This window comes from Sorangium sp. So ce185 (assembly GCF_051526825.1).
In the GTDB taxonomy this organism is placed as follows: Bacteria; Myxococcota_A; Polyangia; order Polyangiales; family Polyangiaceae; genus Sorangium; species Sorangium cellulosum_D.
The window spans coordinates 2,999,276-3,022,338 of sequence record NZ_CP150316.1; the positions used below are offsets into that span (position 1 = coordinate 2,999,276).

Genomic DNA, 23,063 nt, shown 5'->3' on the forward strand with positions numbered 1-23,063 from the left:
CCACAGCGGAAGGCCACCCCGTGCATCGGGCCGCCCGCCGGACCGCTCGACCAGGAGATCCCAGGTGCGCGCTCGAATCCTGATCGTGGACGACAACACCAGCCTCGCCGGAAACCTTCGCGACGTCCTCGAGGGCGCGCGCGAGCTCGACGTGGAGGTGGCCCTCGCCCCGAACGGCAAGCAGGGGCTCGCGGCGGCCCGCCGCGACGGCTTCGACGTGGCCGTGGTCGACGTCAAGCTCCCCGACGCGAGCGGGCTCGAGCTCATCGCCCCGCTCCGGGCCGCCGCCCCCCACGGCGAGATCGTCCTCGTCACCGGCTTCGCGACCGTGGACACCGCCATGGCCGCGCTCCGCGCCGGCGCCTTCGCCTTCGTCCTCAAGTCGTTCCGCCCCGAGGAGCTCATCTCCACGGTGGCCCAGGCGATCGAGAAGATCTCGCTGAAGCGGGAGCGGGAGGAGCTCGAGCGGCGGTACCGGGCGATCGTCGACGCGGCGGACGTGCTCATCCTCGGCCTGAACGCCGACGGCAGCGTGGCCCTCTTCAACCCGCGCCTGTCCGCGCTGACCGGGGTGGGCGGCGACGCCGCGCTCGGCATGCCGTTCTGCGAGACGCTTGTCGACGAGTCCGAGCAGCGCCGGTTCAACCAGTCGTTCCAGAGCGTCGTCGAGGGCGACGCCGCCGCCGCCGAGGTCGAGGTCGGCGTCCGGGACGCGGTGGGCGCGATCCGCCGGGTGCGCTGGCACCTCTCCGGCGTCCGCAGCGGCGGGCGCGGCGGCCGGACCGACCTCGTCTACGGCATCGGCATCGACGTGACCGAGCGGCGCGCGCTCGAGCGGCGCGCCGCCGACGCCGAGGCGCTGAACGCCATGGCCCCGCTCGCCCTCGGGCTCGCGCACGAGATCCGGAACCCCCTGAACGCCGCGGTCCTGGAGCTCCACCTGCTCAGCCGCGGCATCGACCGCCTCTCCGACGAGGCGATCCGCGAGCCCATGAAGCGGCGGGTGGGCATCGTCGAGGCCGAGATCGGCCGGCTGGGCCGGCTGCTCGGCGAGTTCCTCGAGCTCGCCCGCCCGCGCGCCCCGCACCGCGAGCCCGTCGATCTGGCCCGCGTCGTGCGCGACGTCCTCGACTTAGAGGAGGAGGCGCTCGCGAGCCACCGCGTCGAGGTCGTCCGCGATCTGGCCGACGACTGCTTCGCGCTCGGCGACGTGGAGAAGCTCAAGCAGGTGGTCCTGAACCTCGTCGTCAACGCGCTGGACGTCATGCCCGACGGCGGGGTCTTGCGGGCGTGCGCGTCGGGGGACGCGCACGAGGTGTGGCTGTCGATCGGGGACACGGGGCCCGGGATCGACCCGACGATCCTCGCCGAGATCTTCGATCCGTTCTTCACCACGAAGGCGGCGGGCACCGGCCTCGGGCTGGCGATCGTCCGGAAGATCGTGGACCAGCACGCCGGCCGGGTGGAGGTGAGCACGCACGCGGCCGAGGGGGCGACGGTCCGCGTGCGGCTCCCCCGCTTCATCCCCGAGCCGGTGCCGATGTCTCGCCCCACGACGAGCTCCCTGCCGCCCCGGGGCGCGGGGATTTGACGGGCGGTCAGCCCACGATGCGCATGGGCGGCTTCAGGGGCAGGGGCGGCTTGGAGCCGGGGGCCGAGGGGATCGCGGACGGGGCCGGCTTGGGGACCGCGTCGCCCTCGAGGGCGGCGAGCGCCACGAACAGCCGGTCCATGCCGTAGTCGAGGGCCACCTCGCGCTGGAAGACGTGGGCGACCTTGATGAGGCGCAGCGACGTCTGCTTGCCGAGGTCGATCTCGCGCTCGAGGAACGCCTCGAACGAGCCGTAGCCCTTCGCCTGATACAGCTCCTGCTGCTGGATCTCGGCGAGCACCACCCCGATGTCGAAGAACCCCTTGTCGAGCCGCTTGCGGAGCGTGCGGATCTTCTGGGTCTGGTTGTGGAGCTCGGCGATCTTCGCCTTGATCTCCTCCGCGCCGGTGGGCACGCGGATGGTCGCCCGGGCGCTGCCGGGGGGCGCCGGCTCGGCGGCCCGTGCCCGCGCCTCGGCGGCGTGCTTCGCCGCGTGCCGGGCAGCCCAGGGCGCAGCGCCGCGGAGGCCGAGCTTACGCTTCGAGGCGCTCGACGAAGATTTCGAGTCTTCCTTGATTACCGGATTCACGGGTTTCGCAAGCTGAGCTTCAGCGCCCCCCTTGGCGCTCGAAGAGGCCTTCTTCTTCGTGCCCGTCGCCTTCTCGGAGCTGCCCTGCTTTGTGATCTTCGGCATGTCGCTGCGTCCCCCGCTGGGTACGAGATCGTCGCGGCCCTTCGCCACAAGCGCGCGCCGCCCGCGCGGGGGAAAGACCCGCGCGGCTGTCAAGCCGAATTGGCTCGCCAGGTCGTCGCCTTACCAAAAAATCGACCTCCCCGTCCACTATGTTTCGGGGGAGGCTCCTCGCTTTCCCGTTGGTCAGCATGACCCAAGATCGGCTCGAGAGCCAAAACCCATGAGCATCGCACGCTTGGGCCTCTCTCGGACAGCGGCGACCGCCGTGGGCGCGCTGTTTTGGCCACGTTGGCCTACAGCACGATCCCGGCGGGCTCGACGCTCCGGTCGAGCAAGGCCCCCCGCGCCGGCGCCGGCGCCCGCGTCGGCCTCGTGGCGGCGTCGTTCCTTCCACGGCTTCCACGGCGCGCGCCCGCGCGATCTCCAAGCGCGGGGGTCGGTCGTGGTAGATCGCGGTGCATGACCTCTCCGCCCGCCGGTCGCGGCTCCGATGACGTCTCCCAGGCCGCTGATGCGCCGCGTCGTCCGAGCGACGTGCCGCGGGGCGTGGCGAGCAACCGGATTGCCGTGGTGGTGAACGGCAACGCCAAGAGCGTGACGGCGGAGGTGATCGAGACGCTCGATCAGATCCTTGACACGGGGGATCTGTTCGTGTCGCGGCGGGTCGAGGAGAGCGAGGGCATCGCGCGGATCCTCGTCGACCGGGGTTACGGCACGATCCTCACGGGCGGGGGCGACGGGACGTTCACCGTGGTGGTGACGGCGGTGGTGAACGAGGCGAAGCGGCGCGGGCTGCCGCTGCCGCGGTTCGGGCTGCTCCGGCTGGGGACGGGCAACTCGCTGGCGTGGGTGCTCGGCGCGTCCGGGGGCGCGGGCGCGAAGCCCGGGCTGGCGGTGGACCTCCAGCGGCTGCGCGCCGAGGCCGGGAGCCGCAACCTGCGGCTCGTCGAGGCCGAGGACATCCTGTCGCCGTTCTGCGGCTTCGGGATCGACGCGGTGATGCTGCGCGACTACAACGCGGTGAAGTCGGCGCTCGCGCGCGGCCCGCTGAAGCGGCTCGCGCCGGGGCCGGTGGCGTACGCCGTCGCCGCGACGACGCGGACGATCCCGAGCTACCTCGTGCGGCGCACGCCGCACTGCCGCATCATCAACGAGGGCAACGACGCGATCCGCGTCGGCGAGAAGGGGACGATCCTCGGGGCGCCGATCAAGAAGGGCGGCGTCATCTACGAGGGTCCGGCGAAGATCGCGGCGCTGTCGACGATCCCCTATTACGGCTTCGGCTTCCGGATGTTCCCGTACGCGGACGATCGCCAGGACCGGATGCAGCTGCGCGTGTCGATGATCTCGCCGTTCACCTTCGTGCGGAACTTCTCGAGCATCTGGAACGGAGAGTTCGACGACCTGGAGACGGTGTTCGACTACTTCGTGGACGAGGTCACGATCGAGATGGATCCGGCGACGAGCTTCCAGATCGGCGGCGACGTCCGCGGGGATCGCTCGCGCGTCCGCGTGCGGCTGACCGAGCCGATCCGGATCGTCGACTTCTACGCGCCGCCGCGGGGGTAGCGCCGGGGAGCGCCGCCCGCCTGGGGCTCCAGCCGCCCCGGGAGCCGCCGCCGGGTCCCGCCCCAGGTGCCCGTCCCCGCACGAGCGGCACAGATCGATGCGCGACCAATCTGGCACAATTCCCTGGTGCGCACGGCACACGCTGGCAAACGCGTGGAGACAGGGGCGCTCTTCGCTCCCTTGATGCATGCAAAATCAATGGTTTAGCCGGGCGGAGAGGGGCTGGCGCATGGCTTGCTCGGGAGCTGTGCCATGAACACGACCCTTTCACGGACTCGCTTGGGTTTCATGGGAACGCTCTCCTTCTCGCTGCTCCTCGCGGCGGTGCCGTTCGGCGCCGGGTGCGTCGGAGAGGTGATCTCCGCGGAGGGCGAGGGGAGCGACGACAGCGCGCTCGAGGGCGCGGAGGCGACCGAGGACGGGAATGGAAACGGCGGGGGCGGCGGGAACACGCCCGGAGGCGAGGAGGCCGAGGCGGCGTGCACGATCGGCGAGTCCCGGAATTGCACCAACCACGGGATGGGCGGCTACGAGCTGTGCGAGGACGTTGAGGGGGTGCCGACCTGGACCGGGTGTCAGTCGAGCAGCGTCAGCACGCCGCTCGTGCTCTCGTTCGATCAGCGTCCGGTCGAGTACCTGACCGCGATGAGCGGCGCGTTCGATCTGAGCGGGCTCGGGGCCACGATCGCCACCGACTGGCCCACCGCGGCGACGCCGTGGCTCGCGCTCGATCGGGACGGCAATGGGGCGATCGACGGCGGTGAGGAGCTGTTCGGCTCGGCGACGGTGCTCGCGAGCGGGGCCCGCGCGGACAACGGGTTCACCGCGCTCCGCGAGCTCGACTCCGACGGAGACGGCCGCATCACGGAGCGGGACGAGGCGTGGTCGCGGCTCGTGCTGTGGAGCGACCGCGACGCGAACCGCGCCTCGAGCGCCGGAGAGCTCGAGCCGCTCGCGTCGCGCGGGCTCGTCGCGATCGAGCTCTCGTACGGGCGCGACCGGCGCTGCGACGGGCGCGGCAACTGCGAGATCGAGCGCGCCGCGTTCACGTTCTCGGACGGCGCCGCGGCCCGGACGGGCGCGGTCATCGACGTGCACCTGCGCTGGCAGTGACGCCACCGCCGACGGGCGACCCGGCGCGCCCGCCGCCTCGACGCGGCCACCGGCGCGCCGCGCGCAGCCCGAAGAGGAGGTCGCGTCGACCCCTCGACGCGCGCATGCCTGCACGGCACACGGGAAGACGGGTTCCCGCGAAGGAGCGGTGGGCGCGCGCTCCGGCGGGAGCGAGACGGCGTCTCGACAGCATCAGGGAGCCGGGAAGCGGCGCGTATGGGGGCTTCCCACGAAAGGCGGTTGCACCGAAGATGGCGCCGCGCGGGTGACATGTCACGCCGCGTCATCGACGGGCGAATCCCCCTTTTCCCTGGAGCGACAGAATGAGACTACGATGGACGACCTGCCTCCTCATGCTGGGGCTGACGGCCAGCGCCGCGGCGTGCGGGGACGATGACGGCACCCCGGGCCCGAGCACAGGAACGGGCGGCGAGGGCGGCGCGGGTGCGATGGGGGGCGGAGGCCGGGGCGGCGAGGGCGGCGTCGGTGGTGCCGGAGGTCTCGGGGGCTCCGGCGGCGATGGCGGACGGAGCGGCACGGGCGGCGGTGGCGGCACGGGCGGGATCGGCGGCTCTGGCGGCTCCGGCGGCGCGGGCGGCGACGCTGGCGCGGGCGGGATCGGCGGCTCGGGGGGCGGTACCGGTGGCTCCGGCGGAGGCATCGGGGGCACAGGCGGCACCGGCGGCGGCGTCGGGGGCGCGGACGGCACCGGCGGCGGCATCGGCGGCACTGGCGGCATCGGCGGCACTGGCGGCACTGGCGGCATCGGCGGCACCGGCGGCACCGGCGGCGGCATCGGGGGCACAGGCGGCACCGACGGCACCGGCGGCAGCATCGGGGGCACAGGCGGCACCGACGGCACCGGCGGCGGCATCGGGGGCGCGGGCGGCGCGGGCGGCATCAGCGGCATCGGCGGCACCGGCGGCGGCATCGGCGGCACAGGCGGCACCGACGGCACCGGCGGCGGCATCGGCGGCATCGGCGGCTCCGGCGGCGACGCTGGCGCGGGCGGCTCCGGCGGAAGTCTCGACCTGCCCGACGGCGCCGCCTGCACCGACGACGCGATGTGCGCAGGGAACTTCTGCAACCGCGAGGACCTCAACGGATGGCCCTCCGGCTACTGCATCAGCTCGTGCGAGCACACCGGCGGCACCTGCGCCGGCCACGGCGTCTGCATCGAGACCGGCAGCAACGGGCACCTCTGCTATGCAGCGTGCGACACCTCGAGCGACTGCCGTCCCGGCTATGCCTGCGTCCCCGCCGCCGACGGGGCGCTGAGCTGCCGGCCGGCGTGCACCGAGGACGCGCAGTGCCCGACGCGCGGCAGGTGCAACGTGGCCACCGGCCTTTGCAGGATTTACGAGGCGATCTGCGACGATCGCGCGGACGACGACTTCGACGCGGCCTTCGATTGCGACGACGACGATTGCGAGGGACCCTGCGCCGCGATCGCGGCGACCTGCGCCGCCGCGCCGCCCCTGCCGCCGGAGGTCTCGGGCGACACCTCGCTCGGCACGAACGCGTTCGGGGCCGGCTGCACGGGCGCCGGCCGCGAGGACGTGTACCTGTTCGCCCCGCCCGAGGAACAGTCCGGCACGCTCTCGGTCGCGCTCGAGTCGGACACCGACCACGGGCTCTACGTCCGCGGCGCGTGCGACGACCGAACCACCGAGCTCGCGTGCGCCCAGCTCGCCGTCGGCGGGGGCGCCGCGCCGATCGAGGTCGTCCTGAGCGCCGGCGAGCCGGTGACCGTCGTCGTCGACGCGCATGCGCCGGGCAAGGAGGGCCCGTACACGCTGCGCTCCACGTTCGCCCCGGCGATCTGCGGCGACGGCGCCGTCACGCGGCCCGAGCAGTGCGACGACCCCGACGCCTTCGGCGCCTGCGCCGACGACTGCTCCTCGGTCTGCGAGGGCGCGCGGGAGGCCGTCCTCGGGGTGAACACCGGCGACACGCGGACCGGCACGATCGCCCTCCGGGGCAGCTGCTCCATGCCCGACACGCGCGAGGACGTGTACCGGTTCACGCCCCCGGCGGACGGCAAGCTCACGCTCGAGCTGTCGTCCGCCACCGATCTGACCCTGTCCGTGAGGTCGAGCTGCCCGTGGGCGAGCTCCGAGCTCGCGTGCGAGGACGCCGCGCAGGCAGGCGCCGGCGACGCGCCCGCGATCGAGACCCTCGAGCTCGAGGTGACCGGCGGCGCCCCGCTGTTCATCGTCGTCGACGGCTTCTGGTCCCAGGCCGACGCCGGGCCGTACACGCTCGACGTGTCGTTCGCGCCCTGAGCGCCGGCGCCGCCGCCGGCCACCATCCCACACCGGCCCGCGCTGCGGCGCGCTCCGACCCCCCCTGACGACTCCCCCCTGGAGGGCGGCGCCTCCAGGATGAGGGGGCGCGCCCTCAGCGCGCCGGCGCGGGCGCGGACCGCCCGGGCCGCGGAGCGCGCGAAGGCGCGAAAATGCCGGCGCGCGCGCGGCCGAGCGCCGGAATCGGGGAGTGGCACGCTTCCTGTTTAAAGGCGTTGCGTGACGCTCGGCGCGGTCCAAGCGGCGAGCAGGGCGACCCGGGCGACGGATGGACTCGACTCCGTCGCACCCGCGGCGGACCGCCCGCGCGTCAGATCACGTGTCGTTCAACTAAATACCCGAAAGAGAGCTCAATCATGAAGCGTGCAATGATCCTCCTCGCCTCGTCCCTCGTGTCCTCGTTCGCGCTCGTTGGCTGCGTCGCCGACGCGACCGACCTCGACGCGGAGCTGGCCGGATTGGAGGAGGTCGAAGAGACCTCGCAGGCGCTGTGCGTCGACATCTCCGCCCTGCAGGTCGACCAGACCGCGGCCCAGTCGAACTCGAGCGACGTCGGCAGCTTCACCCTCCGCGAGTCGCCGGACAACACGTACTACAGCAGCAAGGGCAACTACGTCGTCGAGGTCACGAACGTGAAGAACGCGTTCGCGTCGACCCAGACGGCGATGGCGTACAGCGTCAACGCCCCCAAGTCGAAGAGCGTCTGCGAGCACACGACGACGACGGCGACGCTCTACGGCTTCGACGAGGTCGAGGGCTGCTGGGTGCAGATCGGCGCGACGAAGAGCAAGACCGGCGTGTACTACCCGGGCGGCGGCTTCATCCAGCCGAGCTGCGACGACGTCGTGAGCTGGTCTATCCCGAAGACGGTCACCAAGGTCCGCATCAAGGGCAAGTCGGTGCTCCAGACGACGTTCGGCCCGGCCGGTCAGAAGATCGCGGAGGGCACGAGCTGGAGCCACTGATCCGGCGCGGAGGGTGGGGGAGCGCGCGGCCTCCTGCGCGCTCCCCCGCTCGTCGAGGCCTGTCGCCAGGCTGCGCGACTCGGCTCAGTCGTAATACTCGTTGCCGAGGTGGGTGATGAGATCCTCCCCCATGAGCCAGCGCATCGTGTTCTTGAGCTTCATCGACTGGATGAAGAGGTCGTGCTCCGGGTACAGGGCCGGCGCGGTCATCGGGCTCTTCCAGTAGAAGCTCAGCCACTCCTGCGTGCCGCTCAGCCCGGCGCGCTGCGCGAGATCCAGGAGCAGCGCGAGGTCGAGCACGATCGGCGCGGCGAGGATCGAGTCGCGGCAGAGGAAGTTGATCTTCATCTGCATCGGGTAGCCGAGCCAGCCGACGAGATCGATGTTGTCCCAGCCCTCCTTGGCGTCGCCCCGAGGGGGGTAGTACTCGATCCGCACCTTGTGAAAGAGCTTGCCGTAGAGCTCGCCATGAACATCGGGCTTCAGGATGTGCTCGAGCACCCCGAGCTTCGAGACCTCCTTCGACCGGAACGACTCCGGGTCGTCGAGCACCTCGCCGTCGCGGTTGCCGAGGATGTTCGTGGAGAACCACCCGGCGACGCCGAGCATCCGCGCCTTGAGCCCCGGGGCGATCACGGTCTTCATCAGCGTCTGGCCGGTCTTGAAGTCCTTGCCGGCGATCGGGACCTCCTGCTTGCGCGCGAGCTCCCACGCGGCGGGGAAGTCGACGGTGAGGTTCGGGGCGCCGTTCGCGAACGGGATGCGCTCCTTCAGGCAGGCCCAGGCGTAGATCTGGGAGCTCGAGATGGCCGGGTGGTCCTCGGCGAGCCCCGACTCGAAGCGCGCCATCGACTGGTGGACCTCCGCGGGCGCGATGTGCACCTCGGTCGAGCCGCACCAGACGGCCACGGCGCGCGCGGCGCCGCTGTCGCGCAGGGAGGCGCGGAGATCTTCCCGGACCTGCTCCACCATCTCGGCCTTGCTCGCGCCCTTCTTCACGTGGGTGCCGTGGAGCCGCCGCACGTACTCCGGATAGAACACCGCGGGCATCGGCCGGATCCGCTCGAGCTCGTCGCGGACGGCGTCGAGGTGGCGGCGCTCGAGCACGTCCGCGTGCCGCGCCGACTCGTAGGCGTTGTCGGGGAAGATGTCCCACGCGCCGAACGCCAGCTGATCGAGCGCCGCGAGCGGCAGGAAATCCTTGATCCTCGGCGCGCGGTGGTCGGTGCGCCGGCCGAGCCGGATCGTGCCCAGCTGCGTGAGCGACCCGATCGGCGGGGCGAGCCCGCGCCGCGCGAGCAGGGTGCCCGCGATGGTCGTCGTGGCGACGGCGCCCAGCCCCGGCAGCAGGACCGCGAGCTTGCCCTCTGCCTTCTTGATCTCTTTCGGCTGCTTCACGTGACGTGTTCCCCCCGGTCGTGGTCGCGGGCGCTCCTCGGGCAGGGGCGGGGCGTCCGCCGGTGCCGTGCGCGCGGCGCGCCGGCGCCTGCCGGGGCCGCGCGGCGCTGCGACCGCCGGGAGCATGAAGCCCGGCAGCCGCGATCACCACGGCCCGGCGCGCGCGCGAGGGCGTTTCCGGCGCGCTCCCTTCATCGATCTCCGGCGCGCCCTGCGAGCCAGCGCCTCGGACGGCGGCGGTCGGGCGGGCGGAGACGGCTGGAGACGGCTGGAGACGGCGCGCGCAGGGGCTCCGGCGCGGTCAGGCCGGACGCTCGCCCGTGCTCGTCAGCCGTCGTCGTCGCCGTCGAGCAGGCCGTGCACCGAGAACGCGACGGCCTCGAAGGGCTCGGCGTGGACGCGCTCCTCTCCCTGGGCGTCCAGGACCAGGAGATAACCGTCCTCCGTCCAGCGATACACGATGAGCGTCTCGGCGATCGGATCGATGAGCCAGTAATGAGGTACGCCCGAGCGCTTGTACGTGCGCATCTTCTTCACGACGTCGTTGCGCTCGTTGGAGGGCGAGAGGATCTCGCAGACCCAGTCCGGTCGCACCAGGACGGGACTCTCCCTGGGGAGCTCGGGCAGCCGCTCCCTGCGCCAGCCGGCGATATCCGGGCGGTAGATCTCGCTGCTTTCGAACTGGACCTCGGTCTCGGTCAGGAAGCGCCACCCGCCGGGCCACGGCCCGCCGGGGCGACGATCGTACGGGCCGCCGAGCCGGATGGTGAGGCGCGCCTGGGAGCTGCCGTGGCGCGGGCTCGGCATGGCCTTGCGCACGAGGTCGCCGCCGATGATCTCGTGGAACCGCTCCGGCTCCGGGATGGCGAGGAGGTCGGCGACCGTGGCGGGCGCCTTCTTCAGCGCAGCGGGCGGCATGGCCGGAGGATAGGCCCTCCGGCTGCGGGCAGCCACCCGCGGCCGGCGAGGGCGCCTCCAGCGCGCGGCGCTCAGGGCGCGGCCGGCGGGTAGCCGGCGGCGGGGGTCATCGCCTCGATCCAGGCGCGGACCGCGGCGACGGCGTCCTCGTCGACGCGGCGGGTCGCGAGCGGCGGCATCTGCTCGGGCGGCGCGCCGGGCGCGTCGCGCCGGGCCATGGCGCGCAGCAGGGTGCTGCGATCCGGATCGCGGGGCCTCAGCCGGTAATAGCGCGCTCCCGGCGGCGCGCCGGGCGGGCGCAGCTTCGCTGGCTGGTTGATCGCCGTCTGGTAGGCGCGCGTGCCGCGCACGTCGCCCACCCGGCCGGCAGCGTCGATGTCGAGGCGCAGCTCGAAGTGCGTCGCGACGCCGAGCGGATGGTGGCACGAGACGCCGCAGTTCGCGTGGAGCAGGCCGAGGGCGCGCCGCTCCGTCTCGGTCCCGGGCACCTCGAGCGCGTCCGCGCTGGGCAGCGGGCCGCCGGCGCTCGCCGAGAGCAGGCCGCGCTGGACCAGCTCGGGGTACGTCAGGCCGCCCGCGCCCCGCGCGGCGAGCTGGACGGCCTCGAAGCCGAGCGGGTTATCGGTCTTGCCCGCATGGCAGCGGATGCAGTCGACCTGCGCCGGGATCGCATAGCCGTCCGCGCCGGGCACGTGGGGGACACCGGCCTTGACCTGCAGCGCGCTCTCGCCGTCCTCGGACCAGACGTAGGTGGCGCGCGTCCAGCGATCCTCCGCGGTCTTCCAGAGGAGCCTCGTCTCGAGCCGGCGGCCCCCGGCGGACGCGGGCGTCCGGAACTCCTTCCACAGCTTGGCGCCGACGGGGAAGATCCAGTCGTTCATCCTCGAGACATCGATGGTCGAGCCCGGAGGGAGGTAGATCCATCGCGTCTTTTCGGCGCCGTCGCTCCACAGCTCGAAGGCCGGCTTGAACTCGCGGACGCCCGCCGCGAGCGAGCGCGCGCCGAAGTCGCTGTACAGGCCGGTACAGCGGAGATCGTGAGGGTCCGTGTCGCCGTCCCTGCAAGGCGGCTCCCGGGGCACCGCGGGCGCGCTCTCGCCGGAGCGCTCGCCCGCTCCGGCGTCGCGCGCGGCCGCTCCGGCGTGCGGGCCGACCGGGACGGGCGGGGCCGAGGCAGGGAGGCGATCGGCCTGGGGCGTCTCCTGCGCGCCGCAGCCGCCGCAGCTCGCGAGCAGCAGCGATGCGAGCACGGCTTGCCAGAGGTGGCCGCTCATGATGAAGGTGGAGGCGGAGGTGTCCGCTTGCCCGAGAGACCGATCCACCGGCGCGCGGGGCGCGCTGCCTGGCTGACGAGAGCGTGCCATCGGACCGCCTGGTGCCTCCTGCTCGCAGGCAGTGTAGCCGCCTGCGACCGGCGCGTGCAGGTCGCGGGGCCGCCCGAAGAGCCGCGCGAGGGCGTCGCCGCCGGTCCGGCCGCGGCAGGGAACGCGTCCCCGCCGGCGGCCCAGGCGGGCGCTGCGGCCCCTGGTCCGGCGCCCGCCGCGGCGGACGGCGCGGCCGCCGCGCAAGCCGCGCCCGCGGCGCAGGGCGCGCCCGCGCCGCCGCCGGCGAACGCGGCGGAGCTCGCCCGCCCGGCGAAGTGCGGCGGCGTCCCGCCGCTGAAGCTCACGCTCGTCGCGAGCGGGCTCGATCAGCCGACGTACGTCGCCGCGCCGCCCGGCGATCCGGCGCGCCTCGTGGTGCTCGAGAAGGCGGGGACCCTCCGGCTCGTCAAGGACGGCGCGGTCCAGCCGGCGCCCTTCCTCGACGTGCGATCGCGCGTGTTCTTTCCGACGCCGAACGCGGAGGGCGGCCTGCTCGGGCTCGCCTTCCACCCGGAGTACGCGAAGAACGGGCGCTTCTGGCTCCACTATTCGTCCGCCCCGCGCGGCAACGTGGTGATCGAGGAGTGGAAGCGCGCCGCGCAGGGCGCCGACACCGCCCATCCCGAGCCGGTCCGGTCGCTCGTCGACGTGAAGCACGGCGCCTGGAACCACGTCGGCGGCATGCTCGCCTTCGGCAAGGACGGTTACCTGTACGCCGCGATCGGCGACTCCGCGCGATCGCCGAGCCCGGCGGCCGATCTCACCTCGAAGCTCGGCAAGATCCTCCGCATCGACGTCGATCAGCCGACCAAGGCGCCGGCGGGCAACATGACCAGCGGCGATCCGATGATCTGGGATTACGGGCTCCGCAACCCGTGGCGGTTCAGCTTCGACCGGCTCACGGGGGATCTGTACATCGGCGACGTGGGCCAGAAGAGCTGGGAGGAGATCCTGGTGGAGCGCCCTGGCCAGGGCAGGAACGATTACGGCTGGGAGGCGATGGAGGGCGCCCATTGCTATCCTCCGGGCGCGACGTGCAAGCCGCGCGGGCTCCCGCCCGCGGTGGAGCACCCCCGCAGCGAGGCGGGCTCGATCATCGGCGGTTATGTCTATCGCGGGGCGAAGATCCCGTGTCTGCGCGGCCGGTACCTGTATGGGGATTACGTGACAGGCCGCTTCTTCTCCTTCGTGTGGGACGGCAAGGCCGCGACCGATCGCGTCGAGCTCACCTCCGCGCTGAGCCCGAACGGGCTCCCGGCGTCGTTCGGAGAGGACGCCGCCGGGGAGATCTATGTGGTGATGTTCAACACGGGGCGCATCTACCGGATCGACCCGGGGTGAGGCGCTGAGCCCGGCGCGCGCCCGCGCCGTGGGCGAGGCGCTTCACCCGGCCCGGGCGAGCTCGTCGCGCGCCTCGGCCGTGATCTCGAGCGAGCGCACGCGCGCGGCATGATCGAAGATCGACGAGCTCACCATGAGCTCGTCGGCGCGGGTCCGGGCGATGAACGCGGCCAGCCCGTGGCGCACGGCCTCGGGCGAGCCCACGACCGTGCAGGACAGCGCCTGATCGAGGCCGGCGCGCTCCGTCGGGCTCAGCTCGCGCTCGAAGCCGTCGACCGGCGGCGGCAGGGGCCCCGGCCGGCCGCGGCGCAGGTTGACGAACGCCTGCTGGAGCGAGGTCGAGAGCCGGCGAGCCTCCTCGTCGGTGTCGGCGGCGAACACGTTGATCCCCAGCATGACGTGGGGCTGCGCGAGCTGCGCCGAGGGGCGGAACTCCCGGCGGTACAGCGCGATCGCCTGCGCCATGTGGCCCGGCGCGAAATGCGAGGCGAAGGCGTACGGGAGCCCCAGCGCCGCGGCGAGCTGCGCGCCGAACAGGCTGGAGCCGAGGATCCAGATCGGCACGTCCAGGCCGGCGCCGGGCACGGCCTGCACCAGCTGGCCAGGCTCCGCCGGGCGGAAGTAGCCCATCAGCTCCAGGACGTCCTGGGGGAAGCTGTCGACGTCGCCGGCGAGGTTGCGCCTCAGCGCGCGGGCGGTGACCGGGTCGGTGCCGGGAGCCCGCCCGAGGCCCAGGTCGATGCGCCCCGGAAAGAGCGACGCCAGCGTGCCGAACTGCTCGGCGATGATCAGCGGCGCGTGGTTCGGCAACATGATCCCGCCCGCGCCGACGCGGATCGCCCGGGTGCCGCCGGCCACGTGCGCGATCACGACGGCGGTCGCGGCGCTGGCCACGCCGCCCATGTTGTGGTGCTCGGCCAGCCAGAAGCGACGGTAGCCGAGCCGCTCGGCATGGCGGGCGAGGTCGAGCGTGTTGCGGAAGGCCTGGGAGGCGTCTCCGCCCTGGACGATGGGTGACAGGTCGAGAACGGAAAAGGGAGTCATGTCGGGCACCTCGCTCGACTGTTGCACGCCGAGGACGGTTGCGGGAGCGCCCGGAGGCCGGCGCTGCTCGAGGCGCGGCGGCGCCCTCGCACCGGCGCTCCGGCGGTCCTGTCCGCCCGGCGCCCCCGCCCGAGGCGTCCGGGCCGCCTGGAACGGCCATGACGCGGCCGCGGCCGCTGTACTACGCTCGGGTCGTGCGCCGTACCGTCTCGCCGCTGCGCCGGCTCCCGCAGGTCCTGCTCGTCGTCGCCGCCTCGGCCGCCGCGCTCGCGCCGCCCGGGGACGCCGCCGCGTTCCTCTGGCCCAACGTGCCGGAGCAGATCGCGCGCGCGCTCACGTCGGGCGACGTCTCGGAGCGGCGCCTCGCCGCGACCCGCGTCGGCGAGCTCGCCCCGGAGACGGCGATCGCGCTCATCCAGAAGGGCATGAGCGACCCGGACGTCGAGGTGCGGCTGCACCTCGCCGGGGCGGCCGTGCGCTTCCGGATGCCGCGCGCTGGAGACCTCGTGATCGAGTGGCTCGGCGAGGGCGACGCGCGCCTGCGGCTCGCGGCCTGCGACGTGATCCGCGCCGCGCCCACCGACCGCTCCGTCGTCGCCCTCGGCCGGGTGCTCGGCGATCCCGACCCGCACGTCCGCCTCGCCGCCGCCGCCGCCATGGGCGCGGCGGGCCTCCCGGACGCCGTCTCGCCGCTGCTCGGCCACCTCGACGACACCGCGCCGGAGGTGCGCGCGGAGGTCGCGCGCGCGCTCGGCCGGATCGGCGACGCGCGCGCCGTCGTGCCGCTCATCGGCAAGGTGCAGGACTCGGTCCCGGAGGTCCGCCGGGCCACGGCGCGGGCGCTCGGAGAGCTCGGGGACGCGCGCGCGGTCAGCGCGCTCATCCTCGCGCTCCAGGACGCATCCCAGGACGTCCGCGTCGAGGCGGTGACCGCCCTCGGCCGGCTGCGCTCGGACGAGGCGACGTCCGCGATCGCCGAGCTCGTCGCGGCGTCGCCGCTGCCCACGGGCGCGTTCCTCGGAGCGCGCCCGACCGACAGCGGCACCTCGAGCAACGACGTGCGCGAGGCGGCGCTCCGGGCGCTCGGCCGCATCGGCACCGACGCGGCGGTGAAGGTGCTGCTCGCGGCGCTCGCGAAGGACGACCCCGCGGCGCCGCGGTCCGCGGTCCGCGACGCGCTGGTCACCGCCGGGAGGCCGTCGGCGGCGGCTGCGGTTGCGGCGGCGGCTGCGCCCGCTGCGGCTGCGGCGCCCGCTGCGTCGGCGACGCCCGCGGCATCGGCGCCCGCGGCAGCGGCGACCCCCGCGCCGCCCGCGGCGCCCGCTCCTGCGCCCTCGCCCGGCGGCGGCGCGGGGAGCGCCGGCGCCGCGAACGCTCGCAAGGGCACCGCCGTCCCCGCGCTCGTCGGCGCGCTCGGGGCCGCGCCGTCGCCCAACACCGCGGCGGGCGCCGCCCTCGTGCTCGGCGAGCTCAAGGCCAGGGAAGGGCTGCCCGCCATCGTCCGGGCGATGCAGCGCGGCGTCGTCCCGCTCCGGCACGGGCTCCGCGCCCTCGGCGCGCTCGGCGACCCCGCGGCGCTGCCCAGCGTGCTCGAGCTGCTCGGCGACGCCGATCCCTCGGTCCGCCGCGAGGCGATCCGCGCCGCGACCGCGCTGCTCGATCCCGCGCGGCCCGACGGGCGCGCGGTCGACCCCGCGCGCGCCCTGCTGGTCGACCCGGCCACCCCGCCCGACGAGAAGCTCGCCCTCGTCCAGCTCCTCGGCCGCACCGGCTCGCCGCGCGCCCAGGAGGTGCTGCTGCCCCTCGCGAAGGCCCGCTCCGCGCCGCTCCGCCTCGCCGTGATCGAGGCGCTCGGCGCGGCGCGCGCCGCCGGCGAGCTCGGCGCCGCCGTGGACGCCGCGCTGCTCGAGGCGCTCGACGACGAGTCGGCCGACGTGCGCCTCCGCGCGGCGATCGCGCTCTCGCGCGTCGCCGGCCCGGGGAGCGCGCGCGCGCTGCTCCAGCGCCTCACCGTCGCCGCCGAGCAGGACCGCGGCGCGCTCGGCATCGCCCTCTCGGGCGCGCTGTCGCGCGTCCCGGACGACAAGGGCGCGACGGGCGCGAACGACGCGAAGGACGGCGGCAGCGCGGGCCTCGCCCGCGACGTCGCGGCCGCCATCGCGAGCGCGCCGGACGCCGCGCGCGACGCGCTCCTGGAGGGGCTCGGCCGCATGCCCGGGCAGGCCGCGGGCGCCGCGCTCGCGCGGATGGCCTCGGCGGCGCCGATCGACGACCGCCGCAAGATCGCCGAGGCGCTCGCCGGGCACCCGGAGGCGGCCGCCGCGCTCCGCAAGCTCGCGGGCGATCCGGATCCGGGCGTCCGCGCCAACGCGGTCTGGTCGCTCGGCGCCGTGGGGGACCGGGACGCGCTGCCGCTGCTCCAGCCGCTCCTCAAGGACCCCGACGCCGCCGTGGCGGGCAACGCGGCGGGCGCGATCGGGCGCGCCGCGGGCCGCGCCGGCCAGCCCGCGCGCGCGGCCGCGGCGCTCTGCGGCGCGCTCGCCGACGCGCGCCCCTACGTCCGCGCCAACGCCCTCGCCGGCCTCACCGTCGCCCGGGCGCGCTGCGACGGCGCCGCGGCCCGCGACCTGCTCGCGCGCGACCCCGCCGAGGCCGTCCGCCTCGCCGCCGCCGACCACCTCGCGCAGGGCGGCGCCGACGCCGATCGCCGCGCGCTCGCCCGCTGCGCCGGCGAGGACCGGAACGCCTCGGTCGCGGGGCGCTGCGCCAGCGCCGCCTCGCCCGGCGCGCCGCCCGCCGGCGCCGAGGACGTCGCGGTCTTCGTCGTCCCGTTCGACGCGGGCCGGGGCGGCTCGTCCCGCGACGCGCCGGTCCCGCGCGCCCCCTTCGCGCTCGTGCGCGCTGACGGCCTCCTGCGCCTCGGGGTCGCCGATCGCCGCGGGGAGGTCTTCGAGCGCGGCGCTCCCCGAGGGCCGCTCCGCCTCGCCGTCCCGGCGCCGCTCGTGAAGTGAGCCCGCGCCCGCCGCGCTGAGCCGTTCGCCATGCGCAGCCGACCCGACGTCGAGCTCCGGATGTCCAGGACCGTCCACCCGGGCGACGTCGTCCTCGTCGAGCTCGTGCTGCGCAGCCGCGCGAGGACGCCCGTCGACTCCATCGCGCTCCACCTGGAGGGCATGCAGATCGCCCGCGTCGAGGAGCGCGTCCTCGTGCCGCCCCACTTCCTCTCGCTCGTCGCCCGCCTCGCGGGCGAGACGACGCTCCCCGAAGGCGAGCAGCGCTACCGCGCGAGCTTCCCGCTCCCGGCCGACGCGCCCTGCTCGTACCTCGGCACCCGCGCCGAGATCCGCTACGGCATCACGCTCTCCATCGCGATCCCGTGGTGGCTCGACGTCCAGGAGTCGTACGAGGTGCTCGTCACGCCGCGCCCGGTCACGCGCCCGCCCCGATCGCCGGCCGCGGGCACCACCGCGCGCGGCGACAGCCCCTTCATCGAGGTCTCGCTCGACGATCAGGTCTTCGCGCCGGGCGACGAGATCTCGGGGGCGGTGGCGCTCGGCAACGTGCAGGGCCGCGGCGTGCGCGGGATGGAGATCTCGCTGGTCGGCGTCGAGCGCCTCCTCAGCGGCGGCCCCGCCGCGTCGAACCGCGCGACCGAGGCGCACCGCTTCACCGCCTTCCGCCGCGCGGACAGCCGCGACGAGGGGCGGGAGCTGCCCTTCCGGTTCCGGATCCCCCGCTCCGTCGCGCCCTCGTTCGACGCCGGGTGGGTCGCCCTCGTCTGGGGGCTCGAGGTGCGCGTCGAGCTCGCGCGAGCGGACGGCGTCGTCCACACGACGCCGCTCGTGCTCGGCGTCTTCGACCGGCCGCCCGGCCTCGGCGCGATCCGCCGGCAGATCGGCTCGGGGCGGTGGCGCGCGGTCTGGGGCGCGGTCGGCGCGCGCCACGGCCTGTCGCTCGATCCGCTGGAGCTGCGCCTCTCGGGCGCGCTCTCCGGCTGCGCGGCGTCGGTGTGGATCGACGCGGGCTCGTCGTCGAGCGGCGCGCTCGTGGGCGAGCTGCGCTGGCCGTCGTGGGGGCTCGATCTGGAGGTCGGCGTGAAGCGCTTCCTGCTCGCGCTCGCCTCCGAGGACGACGAGGGCTTCGGCCGCCGCTACCGCGTGCGCGGGCGCGACCCCGGCCAGGTCCGCGCGGTCGTCGCGGGGCCGCTGCGCAGGGCGCTGCTCGCCTTCGACGACGTCCGGCTCGACGACGAGCACGTGTCGGTCCGGTCCCGCACGCCGGGCCACGACCAGCCGTGGCTCGGCGCGTTCCTGGATCACCTCGCCGCGCTGGCGGCCGAGATCACCGCGGCGTCCGCGCGCATCCCGCCGCCCACGCCGATGGCCGGCATGCGCCCGGCGTGGGAGCGGTTCGCGGCCGAGGTCCATGGCCGCTTCGAGGTCGGCCGCATGCGCATCCGCGACGCGCAGCTCGACGGCGCCACGTTCCACATCGACACGTGCTTCGAGCGAGGCCCCTACCCCGAGCGCTCCGAGGTCACGCTGGTGCTCGATCCGCCCCTCGACGCGGCGCTCGACCCCGACGATCCCGAGCAGCTGCGCGCGGCCTCGCCCGGCGCGCGCGAGGCGGTGAAGCGCCTGCGGGCCCGCACGGACGCGCTGCGGATCGCGCCGCACGCCATCGTGATCACGGTGCCGGCGCCGCTCGAGGACCCCGCGACCCTGCGCGATCTGCTCGGCGCGCAGCTGCACCTGTCGGCGCTCCTGCGCGGCCGGCGCGTCGCTCGCCCGTACCGCTGAGGCGCCGCGGGCGGGCAGCGTGGAACCGCGGAAGGAGCGGGAAGGAACGGGAAGAAACGGAAGCGGTCGGGGACCGGGGTGCGCGAACTCGAGGCGGCAGCGCGAACGGCGAACGGCGCGGTCCGGGAATCCCCTTACGGCGGGCGGCGTGCCGATTCCACACAAAGCGCCGGCTGATCCGGGCTAGAGTCTCCGCCCATGCTCGACAAGCTCTCTCGCCAAGAACGCCTCCAGCTGATGCGGTTCATCTGCTCGTTCGCCTGGGCCGACCTCCAGGTGCGCGAGCAGGAGCGCGCGTTCGTGCGCAAGATGATCCTGCGGCTCCAGCTCGACGAGGAGGAGGCCAAGCAGGTGCGCAGCTGGCTCGAGGTGCCCCCCGCGGCCGACGACCTGGATCCGATGAAGATCCCCCGCGCGCACCGGCAGCTCTTCCTGGCGGCCGCGCGCGAGATGATCTCGTCCGACGGCGAGATCGGCGAGGAGGAGCGCGAGAGCCTGAGCCTGCTAGAGCAGCTCACGCGCTGACCGGGGCGCGGCGCCTCGGTCGATGGATGATGGGTCGGTGATGAGCGGAACGATGAGCACGACGGAGCAAGGAGGAGCCGGCGAGGGCCGGGCGAGGACGGAGATGGGAGCGAGCTCGACGGAGAAGCCGTGGGTCGGTGTGATCATGGGGGGCAAGAGCGACTACGAGCACCTCGCCGTGACGAGCGAGCTGCTCACGCAGCTCGGCATCCCGCACGAGGTGCGCGTCGTCTCGGCGCACCGCACGCCGGACCGGATGTTCGAGTACGCGAGGACGGCCGCGGACCGCGGGCTCGAGGTGATCATCGCCGCCGCGGGCGGCGCCGCCCACCTGCCCGGGATGGTCGCCGCGAAGACCGTGCTCCCGGTCATCGGCGTGCCCATCCCCGCCACGGCGCTGAACGGCATGGACGCGCTGCTCTCGATCGTCCAGATGCCCAAGGGCGTCCCGGTCGCCACGATGGCGATCGGCAAGCCCGGCGCCGCCAACGCCGCCCTGTTCGCGGCGGCGATCCTGTCGGGCAAGCACCCCGAGCTCCGCGAGCGCCTCGCCGCGTTCCGCAGCGCCCAGGAGGCGTCGGTGCTCCGCGACTCGGTCATCGTCTAGCATCGTCCAGCATCACCCAGGTTCTCACAGGTCCCAGAAATGCCCATCGCTCCCGGCTCTACGCTCGGTATCCTCGGCGGCGGTCAGCTCGGCCGCATGACGGCGCTCGCCGCCCGCACGCTCGGATACAAGGTCCACGCCCTCGACCCGGATCCGGACTGCCCGGCCCGGTCGGTGCTCGATCGCTGCATCGTCGCCTCGTTCGACGACGCCGCGCAGGCGGCCGAGCTCGCGTCGCAGTGCGACGTGGTGACGCTCGAGATCGAGAAGGTCGCCACGGCCGGGCTCTCGGCCGCCGCGCGGCTCGCGCCGGTGCGCCCGTCCGCCGAGGTGCTCGGCATGGTGCAGGACCGCGGCGTCCAGAAGAACTGGCTGTCGAGCAACGGCTTCCCGGTGGGCCCCTTCCGCGAGGTCGCGACCAGCGCGGAGCTCCTCGCGGCGACGCGCGCCATGGGCGGGGCGTGCTTCGTGAAGTCGTGCGTCGGCGGGTACGACGGCAGGGGGCAGCTGCGGCTCTCGGGGGGCGCGTCCCCGGGCGGCGGCGACGACCTCGAGCGCGAGGCGGCGGCGCTCTTCGGATCGCTGGGCGGCCAGCGCTGCGTGGTCGAGCAGGCGCTCGACCTCGAGGCCGAGCTCTCGGTGCTCGTCGCGCGGAGCCCGAGCGGCAAGCTGGCGGTCTACCCCCCGGCCCTGAACCACCACCGCGACCAGATCCTCGACTGGTCGCTGCTGCCCGGCCCCCTCTCGGCCTCGGTGACGGGGCAGGCGGTGCAGATCGCGCTCGATCTCGCGGTCGGCCTGCGGGTGGAGGGCCTGCTCGTGGTCGAGCTCTTCCTCCTCAAGGACGGCCGCCTCCTCATCAACGAGCTCGCCCCGCGGCCGCACAACAGCTACCACGCCTCCGAGGTCGCCTGCGCGACCAGCCAGTTCGAGCAGGCGGTCCGCGCCGTCTGCGATCTGCCGCTCGGCTCGGTCGAGATCGTCCGCCCCGCCGCGATCGTCAACCTGCTCGGTGACGCGTGGCTCGACGGCGCGCAGCCGCCCTTCGAGGCCGCGCTGGAGATCCCGGGCGTCCGGCTCCACCTCTACGGCAAGCGGATCGCCCGCCCCGGCCGCAAGATGGGCCACCTCTCGGCCACGGGCAGCACGCCGGAGGAGGCGCTCGTCGCCGCGAAGCTCGCGATGGCCCGCCTCTCGGCGCACGCCGGCCTGCCGCTCCCCGGCCGGTAACGGCCTCTCGCGCCGCGAGCGAGGCTCACCCGATCACCACACCACCCCACGCGCGCCGAGCGTCCTCACGGCCGGTCGGCTCCGTCGCGCCGATCTCGTCGCGTCGATTCATGAGCCGCCGGCGAGCCGGGGCGCGACTGCTCGCCCAGGACAACCAGTGCGGGTGGGGCGGCGACGACCGCCCGCGGAGAGGCGAGACGATGGGTAAATCCTCATTCGTGGTGTTGGCGTGCGCGGCGGCTGCGCTCGGCAGCGCGTCGTGCGGGGGGACGGACGCGGGCGACGACGCCACGCCGGGCGAAAGCCCGCAGTTCTCCGTCGACGCCCAGGGCGGCGTCTTCACCGCGGAGGACGGCTTCACGATCGAGGTGCCGCCGGGCGCGGTCAGCGCGGCGACGGGGCTCACCATCGAGCGCGTCGAGCCGACGCGCGACGGCGCGGTGGGGCCCATGTATGTCCTCGGCCCTGAGGGGCAGACGTTCGCCAAGCCGATCACGCTCACGCTGCCGATCACCGTCGAGCTCGAGGCGGAGCTCGGGGAGAACACCTTCCTCGACGCCTACGGCTTCACCGCGCCCACCGGCTCCGACGACTTCGCCCCGATGGAGCGTCACGACCCCTCTCCCGCCGGCGTCATCACGGAGACCTCGCATTTCTCCAGCTTCTTTGCCGGGATGATCCCGCCGACGGCGATGGCGACCCAGCACTACTTCCCGAAGGCGATCGCCGCCGACGACGCGTACCTCTATTTCGCGAGCGGCGGCACCGAGGACACCGCGCCTGAAGACTCGAACGACGGCTTCATCTATCGCGTCAAGAAGGGCACCACCGAGGCGGAGGCGATGACGCCCCCCGATCCCGACCCCACGGCGCTGTGGGTCAACGACACCGACGTGTACTGGGCGAGCGGCGGCGACAACGATCCGGTCATCCCGTCGGCGATCAAGCGCGTCAACAAATCCACCCTGGAGATGGAGACGCTGGCCGAGGTCGGTTATCTGCTGAGCCTCATCGGCGACGAAACGTCGATCTATTTCGGCGACGGCGATGGACACAACATCTACAAGATGGCGCTCGACGGCGGCGAGCCCGTCGTCCTCGCGGAAGGCGCCGGCAAGCCCGAGCACCTCGCGCAGGACGCAGACCACATCTACTGGACCGGCGGCAAAGCCACCAACAAGGTCTACAAGGTGGCGAAGTCGGGCGGGGAGGTGACGGTCATCGCCGAGAACGAGGCGGAGCCGGCCGGGATCGCGGTGGACGCGGAGTTCGTCTACTGGGCCAACACCGGCGATGGCGGCGTGTTCAAGGCGCCGATCGCCGGTGGGGCCAAGACGCTGATCCACCAGGGGGGCTCGATGGCGGGGCTGGCCCTCCGGGGCTCGACGCTGTTCTCGACGGACACGAGCCGGAACCGCAGCGTCAACGCGCACGATCTCGAGAGCGGCACGACCGTCGTGCTCGCGCTCGGCCAGCACTTCGCCTGGCGCATCGTCGCCCCGGAAGGTCAGGACGTGTTCTGGGCGAGCGGCGGCGATTACCGCTTCGAAGGCCAGGTCGTCGCCTACCGCGCGCCTTGATCGCCCGCGTCCCGGCGGC

The 23,063-nt window shown here is 74.1% G+C and carries 17 protein-coding genes; 12 read left to right on the top strand and 5 right to left on the bottom strand.

Annotation, left to right across the window (positions count from 1 at the left end; all coding sequences use genetic code 11):
- Positions 1–64 precede the first annotated feature (64 nt).
- Positions 65–1,591 (top strand): ATP-binding protein, encoded by a 1,527-nt coding sequence (locus WMF26_RS11210; RefSeq protein WP_438000296.1) that lies wholly within the window; start codon positions 65–67, stop codon positions 1,589–1,591.
- A gap of 7 nt (positions 1,592–1,598) precedes the next feature.
- On the opposite strand, the gene WMF26_RS11215 is transcribed toward WMF26_RS11210, so the two are convergent.
- On the bottom strand, positions 1,599–2,285 hold the full coding sequence (locus WMF26_RS11215) for a hypothetical protein (protein WP_020734215.1): 687 nt from the start codon (positions 2,283–2,285) through the stop codon (positions 1,599–1,601).
- A 546-nt stretch (positions 2,286–2,831) separates the two neighbouring features.
- Between WMF26_RS11215 and WMF26_RS11220 the strand changes: the two genes are divergently transcribed.
- The 4 genes from WMF26_RS11220 to WMF26_RS11235 all read left to right on the top strand — a co-directional run bounded on the left by WMF26_RS11220 (position 2,832) and on the right by WMF26_RS11235 (position 8,238).
- On the top strand, positions 2,832–3,854 hold the full coding sequence (locus tag WMF26_RS11220; RefSeq protein WP_438000297.1) for a diacylglycerol/lipid kinase family protein: 1,023 nt from the start codon (positions 2,832–2,834) through the stop codon (positions 3,852–3,854).
- 288 nt (positions 3,855–4,142) lie between these two features.
- Entirely contained in the window at positions 4,143–4,967 is an 825-nt protein-coding gene (locus tag WMF26_RS11225; protein WP_438000298.1) for a calcium-binding protein, read from the top strand.
- Positions 4,968–5,290: 323 nt separating this feature from the next.
- Complete coding sequence (locus tag WMF26_RS11230; RefSeq protein WP_438000299.1) at positions 5,291–7,252, top strand: DUF4215 domain-containing protein; 1,962 nt, start codon at positions 5,291–5,293, stop codon at positions 7,250–7,252.
- A 377-nt stretch (positions 7,253–7,629) separates the two neighbouring features.
- Complete coding sequence (locus tag WMF26_RS11235) at positions 7,630–8,238, top strand: hypothetical protein (protein ID WP_437337110.1); 609 nt, start codon at positions 7,630–7,632, stop codon at positions 8,236–8,238.
- 84 nt (positions 8,239–8,322) lie between these two features.
- Here the strand turns inward: WMF26_RS11235 and WMF26_RS11240 are convergent, their stop codons facing one another.
- The 3 genes from WMF26_RS11240 to WMF26_RS11250 all read right to left on the bottom strand — a co-directional run bounded on the left by WMF26_RS11240 (position 8,323) and on the right by WMF26_RS11250 (position 11,918).
- Positions 8,323–9,636, bottom strand: coding sequence for an inositol-3-phosphate synthase (locus WMF26_RS11240; RefSeq protein WP_437337111.1), 1,314 nt, complete (start codon positions 9,634–9,636; stop codon positions 8,323–8,325).
- 327 nt (positions 9,637–9,963) lie between these two features.
- Complete coding sequence (locus tag WMF26_RS11245; RefSeq protein ID WP_438000300.1) at positions 9,964–10,554, bottom strand: Uma2 family endonuclease; 591 nt, start codon at positions 10,552–10,554, stop codon at positions 9,964–9,966.
- Between the two features lie 71 nt (positions 10,555–10,625).
- Entirely contained in the window at positions 10,626–11,918 is a 1,293-nt protein-coding gene (locus WMF26_RS11250) for a hypothetical protein (RefSeq protein ID WP_438000301.1), read from the bottom strand.
- Positions 11,919–11,972: 54 nt separating this feature from the next.
- Here WMF26_RS11250 and WMF26_RS11255 point away from each other — a divergent pair, with 54 nt between their 5' ends.
- On the top strand, positions 11,973–13,259 hold the full coding sequence (locus tag WMF26_RS11255) for a PQQ-dependent sugar dehydrogenase (RefSeq protein WP_437337113.1): 1,287 nt from the start codon (positions 11,973–11,975) through the stop codon (positions 13,257–13,259).
- Between the two features lie 42 nt (positions 13,260–13,301).
- Here the strand turns inward: WMF26_RS11255 and WMF26_RS11260 are convergent, their stop codons facing one another.
- A complete protein-coding gene (locus WMF26_RS11260) occupies positions 13,302–14,303 on the bottom strand; it encodes an LLM class flavin-dependent oxidoreductase (RefSeq protein ID WP_437337114.1) in 1,002 nt (333 codons plus the stop codon).
- 194 nt (positions 14,304–14,497) lie between these two features.
- On the opposite strand from WMF26_RS11260, the gene WMF26_RS11265 reads away from it, so the two are divergent.
- From WMF26_RS11265 to WMF26_RS11290, 6 genes are all read left to right on the top strand, one after another.
- A complete protein-coding gene (locus WMF26_RS11265; protein WP_438000302.1) occupies positions 14,498–17,314 on the top strand; it encodes a HEAT repeat domain-containing protein in 2,817 nt (938 codons plus the stop codon).
- 30 nt (positions 17,315–17,344) lie between these two features.
- Positions 17,345–19,102 carry a hypothetical protein gene (locus WMF26_RS11270; protein ID WP_438000303.1) on the top strand — a complete coding sequence of 586 codons (1,758 nt, stop codon included), beginning with the start codon at positions 17,345–17,347 and terminating at the stop codon, positions 19,100–19,102.
- Between the two features lie 198 nt (positions 19,103–19,300).
- Positions 19,301–19,627 carry a TerB family tellurite resistance protein gene (locus WMF26_RS11275; RefSeq protein ID WP_020734229.1) on the top strand — a complete coding sequence of 109 codons (327 nt, stop codon included), beginning with the start codon at positions 19,301–19,303 and terminating at the stop codon, positions 19,625–19,627.
- Positions 19,628–19,679: 52 nt separating this feature from the next.
- A complete protein-coding gene (purE, locus tag WMF26_RS11280; protein ID WP_438000304.1) occupies positions 19,680–20,234 on the top strand; it encodes a 5-(carboxyamino)imidazole ribonucleotide mutase in 555 nt (184 codons plus the stop codon).
- A gap of 39 nt (positions 20,235–20,273) precedes the next feature.
- Positions 20,274–21,464 carry a 5-(carboxyamino)imidazole ribonucleotide synthase gene (gene purK / locus WMF26_RS11285; protein WP_438000305.1) on the top strand — a complete coding sequence of 397 codons (1,191 nt, stop codon included), beginning with the start codon at positions 20,274–20,276 and terminating at the stop codon, positions 21,462–21,464.
- A 200-nt stretch (positions 21,465–21,664) separates the two neighbouring features.
- On the top strand, positions 21,665–23,044 hold the full coding sequence (locus WMF26_RS11290; RefSeq protein WP_438000306.1) for a DUF5050 domain-containing protein: 1,380 nt from the start codon (positions 21,665–21,667) through the stop codon (positions 23,042–23,044).
- Positions 23,045–23,063: the final 19 nt, after the last annotated feature.

Coding starts and splice junctions, on each gene's coding strand:
- WMF26_RS11270 (WP_438000303.1), top strand. CDS start 17,345: ATGCGCAGCCGACCCGACGTCGAGCTCCGGATGTCCAGGACCGTCCAC.
- WMF26_RS11235 (WP_437337110.1), top strand. CDS start 7,630: ATGAAGCGTGCAATGATCCTCCTCGCCTCGTCCCTCGTGTCCTCGTTC.
- WMF26_RS11275 (WP_020734229.1), top strand. CDS start 19,301: ATGCTCGACAAGCTCTCTCGCCAAGAACGCCTCCAGCTGATGCGGTTC.
- WMF26_RS11230 (WP_438000299.1), top strand. CDS start 5,291: ATGAGACTACGATGGACGACCTGCCTCCTCATGCTGGGGCTGACGGCC.
- WMF26_RS11250 (WP_438000301.1), bottom strand. CDS start 11,918: ATGGCACGCTCTCGTCAGCCAGGCAGCGCGCCCCGCGCGCCGGTGGAT.
- WMF26_RS11245 (WP_438000300.1), bottom strand. CDS start 10,554: ATGCCGCCCGCTGCGCTGAAGAAGGCGCCCGCCACGGTCGCCGACCTC.
- WMF26_RS11225 (WP_438000298.1), top strand. CDS start 4,143: ATGGGAACGCTCTCCTTCTCGCTGCTCCTCGCGGCGGTGCCGTTCGGC.
- WMF26_RS11260 (WP_437337114.1), bottom strand. CDS start 14,303: ATGACTCCCTTTTCCGTTCTCGACCTGTCACCCATCGTCCAGGGCGGA.
- WMF26_RS11290 (WP_438000306.1), top strand. CDS start 21,665: ATGGGTAAATCCTCATTCGTGGTGTTGGCGTGCGCGGCGGCTGCGCTC.
- purE (WP_438000304.1), top strand. CDS start 19,680: ATGAGCACGACGGAGCAAGGAGGAGCCGGCGAGGGCCGGGCGAGGACG.
- purK (WP_438000305.1), top strand. CDS start 20,274: ATGCCCATCGCTCCCGGCTCTACGCTCGGTATCCTCGGCGGCGGTCAG.
- WMF26_RS11215 (WP_020734215.1), bottom strand. CDS start 2,285: ATGCCGAAGATCACAAAGCAGGGCAGCTCCGAGAAGGCGACGGGCACG.